Here is an 18,994-nt window from a genome sequence, read left to right on the forward strand (position 1 = left end):
CAATTAAATTGTTGACAAAAAATTTATTTAAAGTTATTATAATATATTGAGAAGTATTTATAAAAGGAGATAATATATGAATATTGACGAGAATGTTAGAAAGATACTTGTATCTCTCTTGAGGAAATGGAAGGTTATAGTTGCATTTGCACTTGTCGGTGTATTGCTCGGATTTTTCTACACAGCAAACATCACAAAACTCACCTACACCTCAAAGGTTGAATTTCTCGCCTACGCAGTAGATACAAAAAGCGAAATCAAAGGCTCTTACGTTTTAAGTCCCGACGACACAAGAACAAGCAACACGAGCAAAATGAACTACACAAGAATGATGCTTGCCACTTACGTTGAGATTATGAACACAAACGAGTTTGCAACAACAGTTGCTCAAAACCTGAACAACCGAATAAACTCGAATTGCACGGCTGACTTCATCAAAAAATCAATGGTTATAGAAGCTATTGAGGACACCGCAATGTTCACGATATCGGTCACCTGCCAAAGCAATGATATGGCATACGAAATTGCTCACCAGCTCGAAACCGAAGTTCCTCAAATGATGAAGAGAACAAACAACGGTCTTGTTTTGGCAAGTGTTGAGGACAAGCCTATCAAAGCATCTGCCGCCGGAAGCAAGGGATATGTGAAGAAGTGTGCAATCGGTGCTGTCGCAGGCATTGTCATTGCATGTGCCTACATCATTCTGCGCAACCTTCTTGACATCAAAATTCGTTCAAGCGAGGAACTTGTTGAAAAATACAACATTCCTGTTCTCGGAAGCATTCCGAATTATGAAATCAAGAATGCAACAGCTCCAAGAGCAAAAAGCAACGATGATTCATATGTAAGTTCAAGCGTGAAGGGAGATGAAGAATAATGGCTAAAAAAAACAACAAAAAAACTGTTAAATCAAACACAACAGCCCGTCAGCTTTTGAAGAATATCGAAATGGACCCTTCGCTCAAGTTCAGAGTTGAGGAAGCATACAAAAGTGTCAGAACAAACATTATGTTCTCGGTTATGAAAAAAGGTTGCAAAACCATAGTTATTTCTTCATCTGCACCGAACGAGGGCAAAACAACCACAACAATCAATATTGCAATCGCTCTTGCTCAGGCTGACCAAAAGGTATTGTTGATTGACGGCGACTTGCGTAAACCTAAAATCCACCACTATTTTTCTGTTCCTAACTCACCGGGACTCACAAACTATCTCGGAAGCAAGGTAGGTTCAAACACAGCAGAAAAAGCAGACTTATTCTCAATTATCCACGCAACGGAATTTGAGAATCTTTCTGTTCTTTGTTCGGGTTCTATCCCTCCAAACCCTGCTGAAATCCTCGGCAGTGAGCCAATGGCAGAATTTTTGGAAGAAATCGGCAAAGATTTTGATTACATCATCATCGACACACCGCCAATCAACGTTGTTTCAGACGCGCTTCCTGTAATCAGAGAGAGTGACGGCGTTATACTTGTTGTTCGTTCAAATCAATCAACACATCCCGAAATTCAAAGATCAATTTCTGCTCTTGAATTTATTGATGCAAAAATTCTTGGATTTGTTGTTAACTTCGCAGATTCAGGTCGTTCAAAATACGGCTATGGCAAATACGGTCGTTATCGCTACGGCAAATATAAGAACAGCTACGGCTACGGCTCATACGGTTCATACGGAAGCTATGGCAGTTACAGCGGATACGGATACGGCTCATACGGTTACGGCGGATACGGATACGGACACAGTTCAAGAGGCGGATATGATCCATATGGCTACGGCGGATATGGCTACGGCGTTCCTCCGTATGACGCACAACAGGACAGAAGATAATTATTGCGGTAGTAAAGGACATAAAATAAATGATTATCGAAAATCTTGTGGAAACACATTGTCATATTATTCCGGGAATAGATGACGGCTCACCCGACATTGAAACAAGTCTTGCAATGATTGAAAGGTTGCAAAGACAAGGTGCAAAGAAAATAATTCTCACCCCGCATTATTATTCGGACAACATTTCGCTTGACGACTTTTTAAGACGACGTGACAGAGCATTCAACGAGCTGTTGAGAGCACTCCCAAGCGGAAGTCCGACACTTATTCCTGCTGCTGAGGTTTACATCAGCCAATACTTGTTCAACAATTCCAACATTGATGAACTGAAAATTGCGGGTTCAAATTATATTTTGATTGAGCATCCTTTTTCAAGCAGTTTTTCGGAAAACACATACGACCGATTAATGAATATGTATTGCGACTACGGTGCGAAACCTATTTTGGCACATATCGAAAGATATCCGGCGCTTATGGATGACCAGTACAAACTTGAGGATTATATTGATATGGGATGCCTTACACAAGTCAACATCTCATCATTTTCCGATTCGCACAGAAGTGTGAAGAAAAAACTTATCAAGCTCCTTAACACAGGTCATATTCACCTTATCGGTTCTGATTGTCACAATTTGACAAGCAGAGCACCGGAATACGAAAACGGAATAAAAGAAATCATCAAAAAAAGCGGACAGGAAGCGGTTGACGTTCTCATTAAAAACGCAAACATCCTGACATCGGGCTAATTAATGTTCGAGCGTATCAAAAATGTATTTTAATATGATGCAGGCTGTTGAGAAAGTTTCTGAATTTCGTTTTCTTGCGAACATTGCTGTACCTCGTCAAAACATATTCCGTATAGAACAAAACAAAGTTTTGTAAGTATACTGCATATGTTTTTCCTCTTTCCAAAAAATCCACGGATTTTTTGGAAGCCTTATATATGCTTGTTCGCAAAAAACGAAAAACGCCAAAAATGCTGTAAGTTCATACTTACAGCATTTTTTAAACCCCACCGTCAACACTTCGTGTTGCCACCTCCCCTTGCGTCAATGGGAGGCATAATTCGGTTGATTATATTTTGGCGTGTTTCAGGAGCTTTATCGATAGTCTGCAATCTCGGACTGAATTAAGGTTCGAGGTTTTATTTTGCCAAAGCACAAAATATAATATAACGGTGATTTATATGAAAAAAGCGGTTATCGTTTTACAAACCACAGGCTTAATGCTGCTTATAGTTCTGTTTATTATTTTTTCGGCAAAAGCAAAACCTCAGACAATCAACGGAATGAAGATGTGCGTGAACATAATTATTCCATCGCTGCTGCCCATTCTGATTTTAACCAACACGGCTATAAAAAGTGAAATTTCGACAGTTTTCGAGTTCGTCCTAACACCGATTGCAGGAATATTGAAACTTCCGCCGCCTGCAATGTGTGCAATAATTTTCGGATTAGTCGGCGGATATCCGACAGGAGCTATTCTTGCAGAACAACTGCTTGAGCACGGAGAAATAGATGATTCCACAGCAAGGAGATTACTCAGATTTAACTTCTGCGGAGGAATAGCGTTCATCATCACAGCGGTCGGAACAATCAAATTGAACAGCACAAAAACAGGTGTTGTTATATACATAACAAACTTGCTATCGTCAATCATTGTTTGTGTGATTGAAAGCTTGTTTGAAAAAAAGAAACCTTGCATTTTTTCAAGAACCTCAAAACAAAATCTATCATCCGCCTTAGTTGATTCGGTTGAAGTAAGTACAAAAAGCATTGCAATGATGTGCGGATATATTATCTTTTTTTCAGCTTTATCAGGATTGTTTACTATACCAAAACTGTTTATGCCTTTGATAGAAATAACTAACGGCATATTCTCTGCAAATCAAATTATCTCACTGCCCTATCTGTGCTTTTTTCTGAGTTTCGGTGGATTTTGCATACATTTTCAGTTGATTGGAATAATTAAAAAAACAAATATGAGCTACTTTGATTTTTTCATTCATCGACTTGCCGGCGGCATTATATCTTATTTCCTGGGAAAAGGCTATATTCTTGCTTTTGCACCTGAACAAGAGGTGTTCAGCAACATATCACAAATCACACCGATTGCAAGCGAAATCAACAGCAGTCTGAGCATAATGTTGCTTGCAAGTTGTGTCATAATAGTTGTTGACCTGCACAACAAAAAATCACGTTTGATATAGTGCATATAATATGTTATTATAAAAGCGGTGATATAATGAAAAGAAATCTTGCAAAAATAATTTCTCTGCTATTGGCGATTTTGATGCTGACAGCATGCAGTGAATTTGAAAGCATTGAGCAAACCGTATTAAGTGAAAAAGAAACCACAACTCAATATACCGAAATTTCACAAAGCAAAAGTGTAAGCGAAGTTGAGCCGTACACAATCTATCCATATACGATAATCAACAACAATATTCCCGAATTTGAAAAGACAGATTATACCGAATCGTTTGAAAAATACGGCAAGCTTGATTCTCTCGGCAGATGCACATCCTGTATTGCAAACATCGGCACAGACCTTATGCCGACCGAAGAACGCGGAGCAATCGGTTCTGTTAAACCGACAGGTTGGCAAATTGCAAAATACAACAACATTGACGGCAAATATTTATACAACCGTTGCCACTTAATCGGCTATCAACTCACAGCGGAAAATGCCAACCCAAACAACCTCATCACGGGCACACGCTACCTCAACATTGAAGGAATGTTGCCGTTTGAAAACAAGGTTGCAAGCTATGTCAAAACCACAAGCAACCACGTTCTGTACAGAGTCACTCCGATTTTTAACGGTGACGAACTTGTTGCGCGAGGCGTTCAGATGGAGGCATACAGCGTTGAGGATGACGGAAAAGGTGTTGAATTCAATGTTTACTGCTACAATGTTCAGCCTGATATAGAAATAGATTACAAAAACGGCAACAGCAAATATGTCGGCAACGAAACGGAAACGACCGACAACGGCGAAAAGCAAAAATACATCGTTAACATCAGCACAAAAAAATTTCACAAAGAAAGTTGCCCTTCGGCCAAAAAAATCAAAGACGAAAACAAAAAGGCATACACGGGATATAGAGAAAGTCTTGTTAAAAACGGCTATTCCCCTTGTTCGCAATGTAAGCCGTAACATAACAAATACAACCACAATTTATAAACAGTTAATCAATTCTTAATTAAATATTTGATTTTTTATGATTATATAAGTATAATAAAAATAATAACTATATTTCAGGAGAATTATATGCCTAATTATGAAGATTATAAATGTCCTGTTTGCAACAAGCAATTCACAAAGGACGATGATATAGTTACCTGTCCCGAATGTGGCACGCCTCACCACAGAGAGTGCTACAAATTGACAGGTCACTGTGTAAACAAAGGCTTGCACGCATCCGGATACAGTTTTATGGATGAACACAAGCCGATTATTCCCGAAGCGCCAAAACAACACAGCGCAAACACAGGTGAATATTACACACCGCCTGCCGACGGAAACAACGGTGCGGCAAATCAAAATCAAAGCGGAAATCAACCAACTCAAATGCCGTTTCCTACACTTCAAACCATTCAGTTTGACATTCCGGAATACAAAGAACAGGGCGAAATTGACGGCGTGAACATAAATGATATTGCCGCTACAATCAGAACAAACCCACAGAGATTCATTGAAAAGTTCAAAGGCTTTTCAAGCAAAAAAAGCAAGATAAGTTGGAACTGGGGCGCTTTCTTCTTTGGTTCATATTACCTGCTGTTCAGAAAAATGTATAAGCAAGGGGTTGCATTCTTCTGCGTGCTGTTTTCAATAGTCTTGGTCGGTGATGCCGCACTGTTTAAATTTGCACCAAACTATATGGGTGCAATACAGAGTTTTGTTTCAACCTATGACCCGAGATCAACTGCGATGCCCGATATGTCGTCAATAATGAACGCATCGGATGCACAAATGGCTATAAAAATTATGTACATTATGCTCGGTGCTCTGCTATTGATAAGAATAATAATCGCAATGTTTGCCGATTATTTCTACAAAGGAACAGTGTTCGCCATCATCAAAAGCGTATCGGAGCAACTTGACAATGGTGCAAACTTCATTCAATCATCACTTTTTGGTATGGATGCAGACCTTGACCAAAGTCAAATGAAGCGATTGTATCTTGGCAACAAAGGCGGAGTGACATTTTTTGCACCGCTGGTTGCATATTTTGTATTTTATATTGTAACGTCAATGTTTTAATTTTAGGAGAGAGAAGCATGAAAAAAGTCAGAAAAGCCATTATCCCGGCTGCAGGATTAGGCACAAGAGTGCTCCCTGCATCAAAAGCAGTGCCTAAGGAGATGCTCAACATTGTTGACAAGCCTGCAATTCAATACATTGTTGAAGAAGCGTTCAACAGCGGAATTGAAGAAATTTTGATTATCACAAACCGAGGCAAAGAAGCCATCGAAGACCACTTTGACCACGCATTTGAACTTGAAACAAAGCTTGCGGAAAACCCTGACAAAAAAGACCTTTTGGAGTCCGTAAAGGCTTGCGCAAATTTTGGCAACATTTACTTTTTGCGTCAAAAAGAAACAGGTGGTTTGGGTCACGCTGTGCTGTGTGCAAAGGCTTTTGTAGGTGACGAGCCTTTTGCGGTTTTATACGGTGATGATGTAATTATTTCTGACAACCCTGTTACTAAGCAGCTTATCGAAGCTTATGAAAAATACAACAAGGGCGTTGTAGGAGTTAAAGAAGTTGACACAGAGTCTATACTCAAATACTGTTCTCTTGCAGTTGAACCTCTTGAAAACAACTGCTACAACTGCACCGATATGATTGAAAAACCAAAGAGAGAAGAAATCCTTTCTCATTTTTCTATCCTCGGCAGAGTTATTTTGCCTCCACAAATTTTTGACATCTTGGAAAACACTCCAAAGGGCGCGTGCAACGAACTTCAGCTCACCGATGCTATGAGAACACTTGCCCAACAAGAAGGTGTTGTTGCTGTTGACTACGACGGCACAAGATACGATATGGGCAACAAATTCGGAATTCTGCAAGCCAACATTGAGGTTGCGCTCAAACATCCCGAATTGTCCGACAAAACAAAGGAATACATAAAGGAACTTTCAAAAACCTTGTAATCCTTGGAAGGAAACAGAATGAACAACAACTACTATAACCCGCAAAACAATCAATTTTACCAACAACAAAACATGCAATATGCCATGATGCAAAGACAGATTGCATATGCAAAAAAGCAACAAAGAAGCGAACTTATAAAAGTCGGCTTTGTGCTTGGCGGAGCAATAATTCTATATTTATTTTTGCAAACATTTTGGGCAGGTATGATAAATGTTCTCGGTTTGACAAAACTATATACAGAATCAACAATGTTCAAATATGCCTTTAACATTGTTGCGGTTGACCTGCTTGCATTATTCCCCGCTTTCGGACTATCTGCATTAATACTCAAAAGAAACTTTACAAGTGAATTGTTCCCTGCAAAAAAAGTCGGTGCGCTTAAAGGCTCGGCTTGGGTATTTTTTGGAATGGGATGCACCATCTTGGCAAACTACTTTGTGTCAATAATGATGGTTTTTGTAAAAAACGTTCTTGGATACGAATTAACCCAAAACGACCTCGGCACATCAAAAGACCCGCTCACGTGCCTTGTTATGATTGCGGCAACTGTTTTTGCGCCTGCAATTTTTGAGGAATTCGCATTTAGATGTTGCACTCTCGGTGCACTCAAAAAATATGGCAAAGGCTTTGCTGTATTTATGGTCAGCATTATTTTTGGTTTAATCCACGGCAACGTTATTCAATTTGTATTTGCTTTTCTTGTTGGTCTTATTTTAGCTTATATCACCGTTCAAACCGACAATGTAATTATTGCAATGGTTATTCACGCTCTGAACAACGGCAGATCGGCTGTTAACGACATTGTTACAACAGCAACAGATGAAAAAACCGCAAACACCGTTGCAGTAATCATAATGATTATTCTTGCCGTGCTTGCAGTTATTTCTCTTGTTTATCTGCTTATTACAAAATCATTCAAAACGGAAAAGAGAATCAAAAGCCTTTATGATAACAACTTCGGCACAAAGCTTGCTTGTATGATTCCCGGTATGATTATTCCGTTTGCAATTCTCTTGGCTTTCACAAAGCAGTACGTAACAAAAATATGACAGATAACAAATTTATGCAAGTCGCACTTGACCTTGCAAAGCAAAGTGCTCTTGAAGGTGAAGTACCTGTGGGAGCTGTGATTGTTAAAGATGACGAAATAGTCGGCACAGGCAAAAACAGGCGAGAATACGGCAAAAATGCTCTTTATCACGCAGAGATAGAAGCTATTGACTCCGCCTGCAAAAAGCTCGGAGGATGGCGACTGTGGCAATGTGAAATGTATGTCACTCTTGAACCGTGCCCGATGTGCGCAGGCGCAATCATCAATTCAAGGATAAAAACCGTGTACTACGGCGCAAGCGACAATAAAGCAGGCAGTTTTGGTTCTGTCGTGAATTTTAACGACTTGCCATATAACCACAAACCTCAAATTGTCGGCGGTGTTATGGCAGATGAAGCACAAACAATGCTGACAACATTTTTTAAAGAACTCAGAAGCAAGAAAAAATAGTCAAAAAAATGGCACACCAAATATACGGTGTGCCATTTTTGTACCTATTTATAATAATTCTGCAACCTTGTCGCCCATTTCAGAAGTTGTTACAGGTGTGAAGCCGTCCTCAAAAATATCAGGAGTTCTGACGAGAGTGAGTGCTGTGTCAACCGCCTTTTCGATTGCGTCGGCAGCCTCCGACTCACCGAATGTGTAGCGGAGCATCATTGCACCCGAAAGAATGGTTGCGAGCGGATTTGCCTTGCCCTGACCAGCAATGTCGGGAGCAGAGCCGTGGATTGGCTCGTACAAACCGAATGTGCCCTCTGCAAGAGAAGCGGAAGCAAGCATACCGATTGAACCTGAAATCATTGAAGCCTCATCAGAAAGAATGTCGCCAAAAATGTTTGATGTAACAATAGTGTCAAACTGATTTGGATTGCGGACAAGTTGCATTGCGCAGTTGTCAACATACATATACGAAACCTCAACCTCCGGATAATCAACCGCAGTTTCTTCCATAACCTTTCTCCAAAGGCGAGAAGAATCAAGCACATTTGCCTTGTCAACGCAGGTCAATCTCTTTTCACGCTTCATTGCGTATTCGAAACCGGCTTTAACGATTCGCTTAATTTCAGGATAAGTATATCTTTCGGTATCATAAGCACCGACAACACCGTTTTCCTCATAAGTTCCACGGTCGCCGAAATAAATACCGCCTGTGAGTTCACGAACAATAAGAATATCCAAGCCGTCACCGATGATTTCCTCTTTTATCGGAGAAGCACTCTTGAGCGGAGCAAAAATCTTTGCAGGGCGAAGATTTGCGAAAAGTCCCAAATCCTCTCTGATTGCAAGAAGTCCCTTTTCAGGACGATTGTTGCCCGGCTGGTCATCCCACTTTGGACCGCCGACAGCACCCAAAAGCACTGCCTGCGAAGCCTTGCACGCATCTGCTGTTTCTTGCGGATAAGGAACGCCTGTTGCGTCAATCGCACATCCGCCCAAAAGCTGATAGTTATAATTGAACTTAAAGCCGAATTTTTCGCCTGCCTTGTTCAAAACTTTGATAGCCTCGTCAACGATTTCAGGGCCGATTCCGTCACCCCTCAACACGGTAATATTATATTCGTTCATAGCATTGTCCTCCAAAATATTATATCAATCAGCAAACATCAAAGATACCCGGCATAGTGTCATCACGCTGTGTGTCCGGTTGGTCACGGTTGATTGCACAAATAACGCCTTTCATACAAGCGTAGCCGATGTTGTGGCTCACGCCGATACCGAAAATCGTCTTGCCCTGCGGAGTTTTGAGTTGAATGTAACTGATAGCCTTTGAATCCGAGCCGACTGCAATTGCGTGCTCGTCATAATCAATAAATTCATACTCACGAAGCGGTGTTTTGTTCATAGCATCGCAGAATGCACCGACAGGACCGTTGCCAAAACCGTCAATCTGCACAGGTGCTTCATCCTTGTATTTAAGCGCACCGCTGAAATGAACGGTTGTGAGCGCATCGTCCTCGTTTTTCTCTTCTGTAATCTTGTAATTAACAAGCCTGTAAGGGCCGTTGACATTTCTGTATTCCTTTTGGAAAAGGTCGAAAACCTCGTCTGCGGTGAGTTCCTTTCCCTTTTCTTCGCAAGCATTTTGCACCACCGCACCAAATTCAGGATGCATAGCCTTTGGCATCTTGATTCCGTAATTGTTGGCAAGAATGAAAGCTGTTCCGCCCTTGCCAGACTGCGAATTTATGCGGATAATCGGCTCGTATTCTCTGCCGACATCTGCCGGGTCGATTGGAAGATACGGCACTTCCCACATATCGCTGTGGCTCTCCTCCATATACATTTTGCCCTTGTTGATTGCGTCCTGATGTGAACCCGAAAATGCTGTAAACACAAGCTCGCCTGCATACGGATGACGAGGAGGCACGGTCATTTTCGTGCAACGCTCGTAAACCTCTTTTATCTTTTTGATGTCGTGGAAATCAAGCTGTGGGTCAACACCCTGAGTCCACATATTGAGTGCAAGAGTTACAATGTCAACATTACCCGTTCTCTCGCCGTTGCCGAACAATGTGCCCTCGATTCTGTCCGCACCTGCAAGCAAACCAAGCTCGGCAGCCGCAACGCCGGTTCCTCGGTCGTTGTGAGGATGAAGCGAAATGATAGCCGCATCTCTGTTTGGCAAATGACGGCAAAAATACTCAATTTGGTCAGCATACCCGTTTGGCGTTGAGCCCTCAACAGTTGACGGAAGATTGAGGATAATCGGATTTTCCTTTGTGATGTGAAGTTCCTCCATCACTCGCCTGCAAATCTCAACCGCATTGTCCATCTCTGTTCCGCTGAACGATTCAGGCGAATATTCAAAGCGAATGTTGGTGTCGGGATTTTTCTTTTTTTCCTCCTCGGTCAACTCATAAATGAGTTGCGCACCCTTAACCGCAATGTCAATCACACCGTCCATATCGGTCTTGAAAACAACCTTTCTCTGCAAGGTTGATGTTGAATTATAAAAGTGAACTATAACATTTTTTGCGCCGTGAATAGCCTCAAAAGTCTTTTTAATGAGGTGCGGTCTTGCCTGCACAAGCACCTGAATCGTCACGTCGTCAGGAATATATCCGCCGTCAATGAGTGTGCGCAAAATTTCGTATTCCGTTTCGCTTGCCGATGGAAAACCGACTTCGATTTCCTTGATTCCGACATCAAGAATTGTCTTGAAGAATTCGAGTTTTTCTTCCAAATTCATTGGGTCAACAAGCGCCTGATTGCCGTCACGCATATCAACCGAACACCAAATCGGCGCTTTTGTGATTTGCTTGCTCGGCCAAGTTCTGTCCGGAATGTCAATCGGCTTGAATCCAAAATACTTTTCGTAACCTTTTTTCATAATAAAAATCTCCTTTCATTTGGTGCAAAGGAATATAAAAAAGCCCCTACACTCAAAAGTATAGGGGCGTAAAATACGCGGTACCACCCTATTTCAGCAGTAAAGAACTGCCCTTTAGCATCAAACAATGCCTCAGCCTATAACGTAGCTACACGGACAACCCTATTTATTACTATTCAGGTCATCGACTCCACAGAGAGCTATGCACTATTTGCCATCCGCCGATTCACACCAACTATCGACTCTCTGAAGCAAGCAAACAATCTTTTTCTGCTTCCACATCTTTAAGGGTACTGTTAAGTTTTCAGTAATATTATTATAACAAATTGATATGATTTGTCAAGAGAAATATTTAATGTTTGAATTATTTCTCGCATAATGCGCCGTCATCGGTACACCGCTAAATTTTTACCCGTAGGGGCGAACTGCGTTCGCCTAAGCTTATAAAACGACAAAGAGGCGAACACAGTTCGCCCCTACGATAATCTTAAAGCCTTTATATTTTTGAATAGCCGTAGCCGTTGCTGATTGCGTCAACAGGGATTCCCTTTTGGCAGAACGGGCAATCGTGCGACGGATAAGAAATATATCCCGGAATGTCTTTTTCGGTGAACAATGCGTTTACAGGAACATTTGAAATGCGAGCCTGCATTGAGAACGCAGCGGAAATGCCTGCAACCTTGCCACCGTAATAAGTCACACTTTCCATAGCACGCTCAATTGTTCTGCCCGAGGTGATGCAAGAAATAAGAAGCAAAACGTTTTTGCCAAAAATCATTCTGCGGAGATTATCTCTAAAAATCAGATTGCCTGCAGCATCGTATTCACTGCCGACAACAAAAACGGTTTGGTCGGGATTCGGTGCCATCATAGACGGATTGGAAAGTTCCCTTGCCAAATAAGCGCCGAGTGCCTGTGTTTCGTACAGGCAAAGAACGGTGTCAACCTGAATTCCGTTTGTGTTGTAGTATTCTGCCATAAGCTTTGCCGCATCAACAGAAACATTAAGATTGTGCTTGATGTCGGAAGTGCCGACATAATAATTTATGTGATTGTTTGCAGAGATAAAGTGTCCCGGCATAACATGAATAAACACATTTTCATTTTTAGGATTGGTAATTGTGTAAACGTTGTTCATAAAAACATCCCCTTTTTCTTTCATTTTACACTAAATTGCTATATATTGCAAGGGGGTTGTTATGATTTTTTATGCAAAATAGATAATTGTATATCGGTAAAACCCCACCGTCTTTTTGCTTCGCAAAAATCCACCTCCCCTTATAAATAAGAGGAGGCTCTGTAGGTTGCGAACGACTCTGCCTCCCCTTGAAGCAAGGGGAGGTGCTGAGTGCAACGAGGCGGTGGGGTTTTACTTATCGAACCCCTCCGTCTGCATATGAAATGCAGACACCTCCCCTTATAAATAAGAGGAGGCTCTGTAGGTTGACTCCCCTTGCAAAGCAAGAGGAGAAATATTTTTAGTTTTAGAAAGGAACGTCGATTCCTTGATCTGAAGCCGGTTGAAGTGCAAATGATTTTGAGCCGAGTATAACTTCGCCAGTATTTTCATATCCACCATCACCGGATGTTGTAATAACATCATCGTTAATAAACTTTACCACATTAATTTCAGGTGATTCAAATTTCTTCATTATTCAATTCCTCCTTAAATTAAAGTGTTGAAAGGTTAACAGTAACAAACTCTTTAGACATCTTTGTTTTTTCTGTTCCGTTTTGTTTATATGTTACATAAGCAGCAGCAGTGATTTTATCAAAACCAGGTGCTTTAACATTAACTGTGTACTCGTTTCTCTTTGACTTCTCTTTGATTGAGAACTTCTGAACTGAGCCGTTGTCAAACTTGATTGCAACACCCCAAGAAACTGCTGTTGCACCCTCAGGAAGAGAGAACTTGCAGTTATATACTGCTGTGTTCACACCTTCTATCTTTGTTGCAAATGAACCCATTACAGCAACATTAGCTTCTGCATCGCCTGTGTATTCCTTAACATAGATGTGATCTCTCTGTGGTGTGTAGAAATCTACACCGTCAAGTACTACTAGAAGGTCATTGCCTGCTTCATCAGCATAAAGAGCATATTTCTTGCCCTTTTCAGCGTCAAAGAGATATACATAGCTGTTGTAAGTATATTCCTTGTCTTTACCGTTGAAGTGAACTGTGCACTTTTGTTCACTTTCTTTAGCTGTGTAAGTAGCTCTTACAACATGCTCTTTGCCGTCACATACTACATTTTCAGTATCCCAACCTTTTGAAGTATAGAAAGGAAGTTCAGGAACAGGGACTGTATCAGTTTTAAAAGGTTTATCTCCCGTAACATACTTGATAGCTACAACTTTGTTGTGTCTGCCAAGGAATGTAACCTTTGTTGAAGTAGGTGCAACTACGTCGTCTGAAAGATATGCTTTGATTGTTGTATCTTCTGTAATTACAACATTAACAACCTTGTCAAATGTATTAAGAGTTGTGAGTGTTTCTCCACCATTAGTTTCAACAACCCACTTCTCTACATTTTGAGTTTTTCCGATTGCATCAGTTGGAGAAGTGTAAGTTTCACCATATTTTATTGATACAGGATCTTTTTCTTCAGGTGTTTCGCTTCCATAAGGAAGAACCTGCAATTTAACAGTTAACTGCTTTTTGTTGAGGTTGTTAACAGCTGTCAAAAGTCTTGCAGTCAATGCGTCAAGGTCTTTTTGCTCTGTAACAGTCTTTTTTGCTTTTTCTACAGCTGCGATTTCATCAGTCAATGCCTTAAATGAGGCTTCTGTGTATTCTTCAGACTTTGCAGCTTCAGCTTTTGCATCTGCAAGAGCAGCGTTGTACTCTTCTTCCTTAAGCTTGTTAACTTTTACAAGTGTAGCATGGTCATAAGCGTTAACAGCATTGCGGATAGCTATTCCAGCAAGTTGAACCTTGTTTGCTACTTCGTCTTGTGTAAGAGTTTGAGTAACACCCTTATCAAAGCCAAAATTATAATCTAAGTTTACAAGATCCATTACTGCTTGTGCATAAGCGTCTACAGATTCTTTTGTATACTCATCGTAATTAACAGTAGCAATTTTTGCTTTAGCCTCAGTAATTCTATCACGGACTGCCTTGTAGTTGATGAAATAAATAGGTTTGTTACTCTCACAAGTAATTTTGATATCATTATAATTATAGGTACTTGAGCTACCGGCATAAAATGTCAATTTAGGACATACAGATTTTGTAAAAGTGCCATCTTCAAATCCACCGACAAATCTATACATATTTGCCCACTTATACCAAGTTCCGTTGCCATTTCCATTTTTTATATATGAATAATAGCTGTTTTGTGAAGTTGTTGTACCAATAGTACCGGCATTACTCCAAACAACACCACTACCAGCTTTCCTCGTAATTTGATTTGAATATAACCAAGCCCAATTAAATTTATCATCTTGACCATACCAATGTTCCGGCTGCGTGAAAACAAATTCAGTATTTTCATTTACAGCGGAATATAAATATCTAGTAGTAGTACCTTGAGCGGTAGAAATTACAGGAATATCCAAGTAGTTTTCTTCAACACCATCATAAAGCAAAACCATTTGCGGATAATGAATCGTTGCACTAACCTTTTTATCTGTCAGCTTACCTTGGTCTTCAGCTGTACCTTTTTCGCCATATAATACATTACGCATATATGTTGTGTATCCTGTACCCTTTGCCCAATTTTCTTGATTATCTTCATTGAACGAACCATAATCGCCTGTTGGAGCAGTGTAATTAAAGTTATTCAATGCAGCTTTTGCTTGTTCCAAAGCAGTTGGCTCTGCTGCCAATGCTGTGAACGGCATTGATGAAATTGCCATTACGCCTGCGATTAAGCCTGCTATTGTTTTTTTAATAAATTTTTTCATAATCATCCTCCATTTTTATAAATTTGCGACGCCGCGTCGCAGTATTAAATTAATGAAAAATAAATAACCGATTGATTACCAATCCGACGGTTAAAACCGTGCTATGCGGAAAGATAACCAACAAAATTGCCCGAAGCAAAAAAACAAAACTCCGTGGCATAAAATGCTTTGCCTCAGCAAAATCATTTTACACACCTGACCGATGGGTTTCCCCGTGCGTGTGCTATATAAGCACAGAATTTTACTAATTAGGATTTTACCACAATTATACATACATTTCAACCATTTTTTGTTGGAAAAAATGATAAATTATCACAAAATAGAAAGCAAATTTTTGTTTACATTAACAAACGCTTAATACACAGACGAAAAACGAACATTTGGTTGCTTTTTCATTCGGCAAATTACCCTTAATTGTTCATTATGGTTTAGACTCATACGAGTTTAACGCCTTGACCGCTATAATATCTTGACCCCTCAGTCAAACCTGCGGTTTGCCAGCTCCCCTAACCATTAGGGGAGCCTTAATATCTGCCTCCCCTTAAATGTAAGGGGAGGTGCCGAGTGTAACGAGGCGGTGGGGTTTTACTTTTTGGTTTAACCCCTCAGTCGTGCTAAAGCACGACAGCTCCCCTTGCAACAAGGGGAGCCTATAGGTTAAAGTCTTGATTGAACGAGTGCGTCAATATATTCGCATACATTATCAAAATTTGTATTTATTTCAACATTAGGAACACGAAGAATATACAATCCAAAGCTTTCAAGATATTCGGTTCGAGAATTATCATACGCAATTGCATCATCCTCAAAATGCTGTGAGCCATCAAGTTCAATAACAAGATTTGCACTTGCGCAATAAAAATCAACGATATATTTGCCGATGATTTTTTGTCTTTTAAAGCGAACGGAATAATCTTTTAAAAAATCATACCAAAGGTGTCGTTCTTCCTTTGTCATATTTTTCCGCAATTCCCTTGAATTTTCAACAAGGTCGCTATTGAATTTTCTATCCATGTTAATATAATCTCTTTCCGATTTTGCCTCCCCTTAAATGTAAGGGGATTCCCCCGTTAATCGGGGGAAATGTCTGCAACGCAGACAAAAGGGGGCGTCTACGCAGTAAAGGTGTCGAGTGTAACGAGGCGGTGGGGTTTTAGTTTTAATATCTTGACCCCCTCAATTGTTTAACCCCTCAGTCGTGCTAAAGCACGACAGCTCCCCTTGCAACAAGGGGAGCCTAATAAGTTGATTATTCAATAATTGACTTGCCTGTCATTTCCTCAGGTTGAGGCATAGACATAACTTTGAGCATAGTAGGAACGATATCCGAAAGTTTGCCGCCCTCACGGAGTTTTACATCGCCGCAGTTGCAAACGATGAAAGGAACTTCGTTTGTTGTGTGAGCAGTGAACGGTGAGCCGTCCTCCTCTTTCATTTGGTCTGCATTGCCGTGGTCGGCAGTGATAAAGAGAGTTCCGCCATTATCCATAACAGCCTGATAGAGAGAGCCGACGCACTCATCAACAGCTTCAACAGCCTTTACCGCAGCATCGAACACACCTGTGTGGCCAACCATATCGCAGTTTGCAAAGTTGACGATAACAACATCGTATTTGCCTGAGCGAACAGCCTCGTTGAGTTTTTCAGAAACAAGATAAGCCGACATTTCAGGCTGTAAATCGTAAGTTGCAACCTTTGGTGACGGAATAAGGATTCTATCCTCGCCCTTGTTAACGGCTTCAACACCGCCGTTGAAGAAAAAAGTTACATGAGCGTACTTCTCTGTTTCGGCAATACGGAGCTGAGTCATACCGTTGTTTGCAAGATACTCGCCAAAAGTATTTTTGAGCGACTGAGGCTTGAAAGCAACATCAACATTCGGCATTGTTGCATCGTACTGAGTCATACAAACATAGTTGAGCGGGAAGAACTTTCTTTCAAATCCTGAGAAATCAGGGTCAACAAAAGTACGGGTGATTTCTCTTGCACGGTCAGGGCGGAAGTTGAAGAACACAACAGAGTCGCCCTCAGAAACTCTACCCTCATTTTCGAGAGTTACGGTTGGGAGAATGAACTCATCGGTGAGGTTTTTGCCGTCGCCGTCTACGGTTTCATAAGAAGCCTCGATAGCGGCAACAGGGTCGGTATTTTGAATGCCCTCGCCGAAAACAACAGCGTCATAAGCCTTTTTAACTCTATCCCAGTTATTATCTCTGTCCATAGCGTAGTATCTGCCCATTACAGTAGCAACCTTGCCCACGCCGATTTCGTTCATTTTTTCGATAGCTTCAGCAACATAATCCTTGCCCGAAGTAGGAGGAACATCTCTGCCGTCCATAATGCAATGAAGATAAACCTTATCCTGACCCATTTTCTTTGCAAGTTCAACAAGTGCGTAGATGTGCTTGTTGTGGCTATGAACGCCGCCGTCGGAAACAAGACCCATAAGGTGAAGTGCCTTGCCTGAATCGATTGACTTTTGAACTGCGTTTTTGAGTGCTTCATTTTCGAAGAACTCGCCGTCATCGATAGACTTGGTGATTCTTGTAAGTTCCTGATAAACAACTCTGCCTGCGCCCATATTTGTGTGGCCTACTTCAGAGTTGCCCATTTGACCGTCAGGCAAACCTACATCCATACCCGAAGCACCAATATAGGTGTAAGGATATTTTTCCATAAGCATATCGAGATTTGGTTTTTTAGCCGCCGCAACAGCGTTGCCATAATCACTTTTATTGTGGCCGAAGCCGTCCATTATACAAAGTACATTGGTTTTTTTCATAAATAATCTCCTTGGTTTGAAATTTGAGGCGTTATAAAACAAACCTCTCGGTCGTGCAAAAAAACACAAAAAATACAGAGGCGAACGCAGTAGTTCGCCCCTACGATTAGGCGATAACGCCTGCAACAATTATCTTATTTTGAAGCTGCCTTTACGATTACAGAGAAATCTTTAGCCTTGAGTGAAGCACCACCGATAAGACCGCCGTCAACATTCTCCTTTGATGTAAGTTCATCAGCGTTGCCTGCGTTCATTGAGCCGCCGTACTGAATTGTTACGCCCTGAGCCGCATCGTCGCCATAAGCTTCTGCGATAGCTGCACGAACAAATCCGTTGCCCTCGTCAGCCTGGTCAGCAGTTGCTGTTACGCCTGTGCCGATTGCCCATACAGGCTCGTAAGCGATAACAACGTCCTTGAGTTGCTCAGCTGTTACGTTTGTGAGAGCCATCTTTGTTTGGAACTTCAAGAGAGTTTCTGTGTAGCCGAGTTCTCTCTGCTCAAGAGTTTCACCAACGCAAACGATTGGCTTGAGGCCTTTTTCAAGAGCCTTGAGTGTGCGGAGGTTAACAGTTTGGTCTGTTTCGCCAAAGTATGTTCTTCTTTCGCTATGACCGATAACAACATATTCAACACCAAGTTCGTTGAGCATATCAGCTGAAACTTCGCCTGTGTATGCGCCGCTGTCCTTGAAGTGAACATTCTCTGCGCCGATTTTGATATTTGAGCCCTTTGCTGCTTCAACTGCCGCAGGGATATCTACGAACGGTACGCAAAGTACAACTTCGCAATCTGCATCTGCAACAAGTGGTTTCATTTCGTTAATCAAAGCTGTTGTCTGTGCCGGAGTGTTATTCATCTTCCAGTTGCCGGCAATGATAGCTTTTCTCTTTGCTTTATTCATTACAATTACCTCTTATTATACAATTATAT

Annotated in this window: 17 protein-coding genes and 1 other annotated feature; of the genes, 8 read left to right on the forward strand and 9 right to left on the reverse strand. The window is 41.1% G+C overall.

The window, feature by feature from the left end:
* The first annotated feature begins 76 nt into the window (after nt 1-76).
* The 3 genes from Q0E03_RS05670 to Q0E03_RS05680 are packed head-to-tail and all read left to right on the forward strand — an operon-like array spanning nt 77 to nt 2,576.
* Nucleotides 77-877, forward strand: coding sequence for a YveK family protein (locus tag Q0E03_RS05670; protein ID WP_297130254.1), 801 nt, complete (start codon nt 77-79; stop codon nt 875-877).
* On the forward strand, nt 877-1,827 hold the full coding sequence (locus Q0E03_RS05675) for a CpsD/CapB family tyrosine-protein kinase (RefSeq protein WP_297130257.1): 951 nt from the start codon (nt 877-879) through the stop codon (nt 1,825-1,827). The genes Q0E03_RS05670 and Q0E03_RS05675 overlap by 1 nt, the downstream gene beginning before the upstream one ends.
* 29 nt (nt 1,828-1,856) lie before the next feature.
* A complete protein-coding gene (locus Q0E03_RS05680) occupies nt 1,857-2,576 on the forward strand; it encodes a tyrosine-protein phosphatase (RefSeq protein WP_297130260.1) in 720 nt (239 codons plus the stop codon).
* Nucleotides 2,577-3,102: 526 nt separating this feature from the next.
* On the opposite strand, the gene Q0E03_RS05685 is transcribed toward Q0E03_RS05680, so the two are convergent.
* Entirely contained in the window at nt 3,103-3,705 is a 603-nt protein-coding gene (locus Q0E03_RS05685) for a hypothetical protein (protein ID WP_297130264.1), read from the reverse strand.
* Nucleotides 3,706-4,074: 369 nt separating this feature from the next.
* Between Q0E03_RS05685 and Q0E03_RS05690 the strand changes: the two genes are divergently transcribed.
* The 5 genes from Q0E03_RS05690 (at nt 4,075) to Q0E03_RS05710 (ending at nt 8,491) form a co-directional block, all read left to right on the forward strand.
* Nucleotides 4,075-4,989, forward strand: a complete 915-nt coding sequence (locus Q0E03_RS05690; protein ID WP_297130267.1) for a DNA/RNA non-specific endonuclease — start codon at nt 4,075-4,077, stop codon at nt 4,987-4,989.
* 114 nt (nt 4,990-5,103) lie between these two features.
* Complete coding sequence (locus tag Q0E03_RS05695) at nt 5,104-6,096, forward strand: RING finger protein (protein ID WP_297130270.1); 993 nt, start codon at nt 5,104-5,106, stop codon at nt 6,094-6,096.
* A 17-nt stretch (nt 6,097-6,113) separates the two neighbouring features.
* Nucleotides 6,114-6,989, forward strand: a complete 876-nt coding sequence (gene galU / locus Q0E03_RS05700) for a UTP--glucose-1-phosphate uridylyltransferase GalU (RefSeq protein ID WP_297130273.1) — start codon at nt 6,114-6,116, stop codon at nt 6,987-6,989.
* 84 nt (nt 6,990-7,073) lie between these two features.
* Entirely contained in the window at nt 7,074-8,039 is a 966-nt protein-coding gene (locus tag Q0E03_RS05705) for a CPBP family intramembrane glutamic endopeptidase (RefSeq protein WP_297130275.1), read from the forward strand.
* A complete protein-coding gene (locus tag Q0E03_RS05710) occupies nt 8,036-8,491 on the forward strand; it encodes a nucleoside deaminase (RefSeq protein ID WP_297130278.1) in 456 nt (151 codons plus the stop codon). Before Q0E03_RS05705 ends, Q0E03_RS05710 begins: the two co-directional genes overlap by 4 nt.
* A 48-nt stretch (nt 8,492-8,539) precedes the next feature.
* Here the strand turns inward: Q0E03_RS05710 and leuB are convergent, their stop codons facing one another.
* The 8 genes from leuB to tpiA all read right to left on the reverse strand — a co-directional run bounded on the left by leuB (nt 8,540) and on the right by tpiA (nt 18,965).
* On the reverse strand, nt 8,540-9,610 hold the full coding sequence (leuB, locus tag Q0E03_RS05715; RefSeq protein ID WP_297130281.1) for a 3-isopropylmalate dehydrogenase: 1,071 nt from the start codon (nt 9,608-9,610) through the stop codon (nt 8,540-8,542).
* A 28-nt stretch (nt 9,611-9,638) separates the two neighbouring features.
* A complete protein-coding gene (gene leuA / locus Q0E03_RS05720) occupies nt 9,639-11,375 on the reverse strand; it encodes a 2-isopropylmalate synthase (RefSeq protein WP_297130283.1) in 1,737 nt (578 codons plus the stop codon).
* 59 nt (nt 11,376-11,434) lie between these two features.
* Nucleotides 11,435-11,663, reverse strand: a binding site (T-box leader).
* Between the two features lie 208 nt (nt 11,664-11,871).
* Nucleotides 11,872-12,513, reverse strand: a complete 642-nt coding sequence (locus Q0E03_RS05725) for an orotate phosphoribosyltransferase (protein ID WP_297130286.1) — start codon at nt 12,511-12,513, stop codon at nt 11,872-11,874.
* A 346-nt stretch (nt 12,514-12,859) separates the two neighbouring features.
* Nucleotides 12,860-13,027, reverse strand: a complete 168-nt coding sequence (locus tag Q0E03_RS05730) for a hypothetical protein (RefSeq protein WP_297130290.1) — start codon at nt 13,025-13,027, stop codon at nt 12,860-12,862.
* 19 nt (nt 13,028-13,046) lie between these two features.
* Nucleotides 13,047-15,281 carry a hypothetical protein gene (locus Q0E03_RS05735; protein ID WP_297130293.1) on the reverse strand — a complete coding sequence of 745 codons (2,235 nt, stop codon included), beginning with the start codon at nt 15,279-15,281 and terminating at the stop codon, nt 13,047-13,049.
* Nucleotides 15,282-15,938: 657 nt separating this feature from the next.
* Nucleotides 15,939-16,295, reverse strand: a complete 357-nt coding sequence (locus Q0E03_RS05740) for an endonuclease domain-containing protein (protein ID WP_297130295.1) — start codon at nt 16,293-16,295, stop codon at nt 15,939-15,941.
* Nucleotides 16,296-16,530: 235 nt separating this feature from the next.
* Nucleotides 16,531-18,063, reverse strand: a complete 1,533-nt coding sequence (gpmI, locus tag Q0E03_RS05745; protein ID WP_297130298.1) for a 2,3-bisphosphoglycerate-independent phosphoglycerate mutase — start codon at nt 18,061-18,063, stop codon at nt 16,531-16,533.
* Between the two features lie 134 nt (nt 18,064-18,197).
* Nucleotides 18,198-18,965, reverse strand: coding sequence for a triose-phosphate isomerase (tpiA, locus tag Q0E03_RS05750; RefSeq protein ID WP_297130301.1), 768 nt, complete (start codon nt 18,963-18,965; stop codon nt 18,198-18,200).
* Nucleotides 18,966-18,994: the final 29 nt, after the last annotated feature.

The sequence above is a fragment of the uncultured Eubacterium sp. genome, assembly GCF_934525195.1.
GTDB lineage: Bacteria > Bacillota > Clostridia > Oscillospirales > Acutalibacteraceae > Eubacterium_R.

Excerpts from the sequence above, each read along its gene's own strand:
- Q0E03_RS05670 (WP_297130254.1), top strand. The coding sequence starts at position 77 with ATGAATATTGACGAGAATGTTAGAAAGATACTTGTATCTCTCTTGAGG.
- Q0E03_RS05675 (WP_297130257.1), top strand. The coding sequence starts at position 877 with ATGGCTAAAAAAAACAACAAAAAAACTGTTAAATCAAACACAACAGCC.
- Q0E03_RS05680 (WP_297130260.1), top strand. The coding sequence starts at position 1,857 with ATGATTATCGAAAATCTTGTGGAAACACATTGTCATATTATTCCGGGA.
- Q0E03_RS05685 (WP_297130264.1), bottom strand. The coding sequence starts at position 3,705 with ATGCCGTTAGTTATTTCTATCAAAGGCATAAACAGTTTTGGTATAGTA.
- Q0E03_RS05690 (WP_297130267.1), top strand. The coding sequence starts at position 4,075 with ATGAAAAGAAATCTTGCAAAAATAATTTCTCTGCTATTGGCGATTTTG.
- Q0E03_RS05695 (WP_297130270.1), top strand. The coding sequence starts at position 5,104 with ATGCCTAATTATGAAGATTATAAATGTCCTGTTTGCAACAAGCAATTC.
- galU (WP_297130273.1), top strand. The coding sequence starts at position 6,114 with ATGAAAAAAGTCAGAAAAGCCATTATCCCGGCTGCAGGATTAGGCACA.
- Q0E03_RS05705 (WP_297130275.1), top strand. The coding sequence starts at position 7,074 with ATGATGCAAAGACAGATTGCATATGCAAAAAAGCAACAAAGAAGCGAA.
- Q0E03_RS05710 (WP_297130278.1), top strand. The coding sequence starts at position 8,036 with ATGACAGATAACAAATTTATGCAAGTCGCACTTGACCTTGCAAAGCAA.
- leuB (WP_297130281.1), bottom strand. The coding sequence starts at position 9,610 with ATGAACGAATATAATATTACCGTGTTGAGGGGTGACGGAATCGGCCCT.
- leuA (WP_297130283.1), bottom strand. The coding sequence starts at position 11,375 with ATGAAAAAAGGTTACGAAAAGTATTTTGGATTCAAGCCGATTGACATT.
- Q0E03_RS05725 (WP_297130286.1), bottom strand. The coding sequence starts at position 12,513 with ATGAACAACGTTTACACAATTACCAATCCTAAAAATGAAAATGTGTTT.
- Q0E03_RS05730 (WP_297130290.1), bottom strand. The coding sequence starts at position 13,027 with ATGAAGAAATTTGAATCACCTGAAATTAATGTGGTAAAGTTTATTAAC.
- Q0E03_RS05735 (WP_297130293.1), bottom strand. The coding sequence starts at position 15,281 with ATGAAAAAATTTATTAAAAAAACAATAGCAGGCTTAATCGCAGGCGTA.
- Q0E03_RS05740 (WP_297130295.1), bottom strand. The coding sequence starts at position 16,295 with ATGGATAGAAAATTCAATAGCGACCTTGTTGAAAATTCAAGGGAATTG.
- gpmI (WP_297130298.1), bottom strand. The coding sequence starts at position 18,063 with ATGAAAAAAACCAATGTACTTTGTATAATGGACGGCTTCGGCCACAAT.
- tpiA (WP_297130301.1), bottom strand. The coding sequence starts at position 18,965 with ATGAATAAAGCAAAGAGAAAAGCTATCATTGCCGGCAACTGGAAGATG.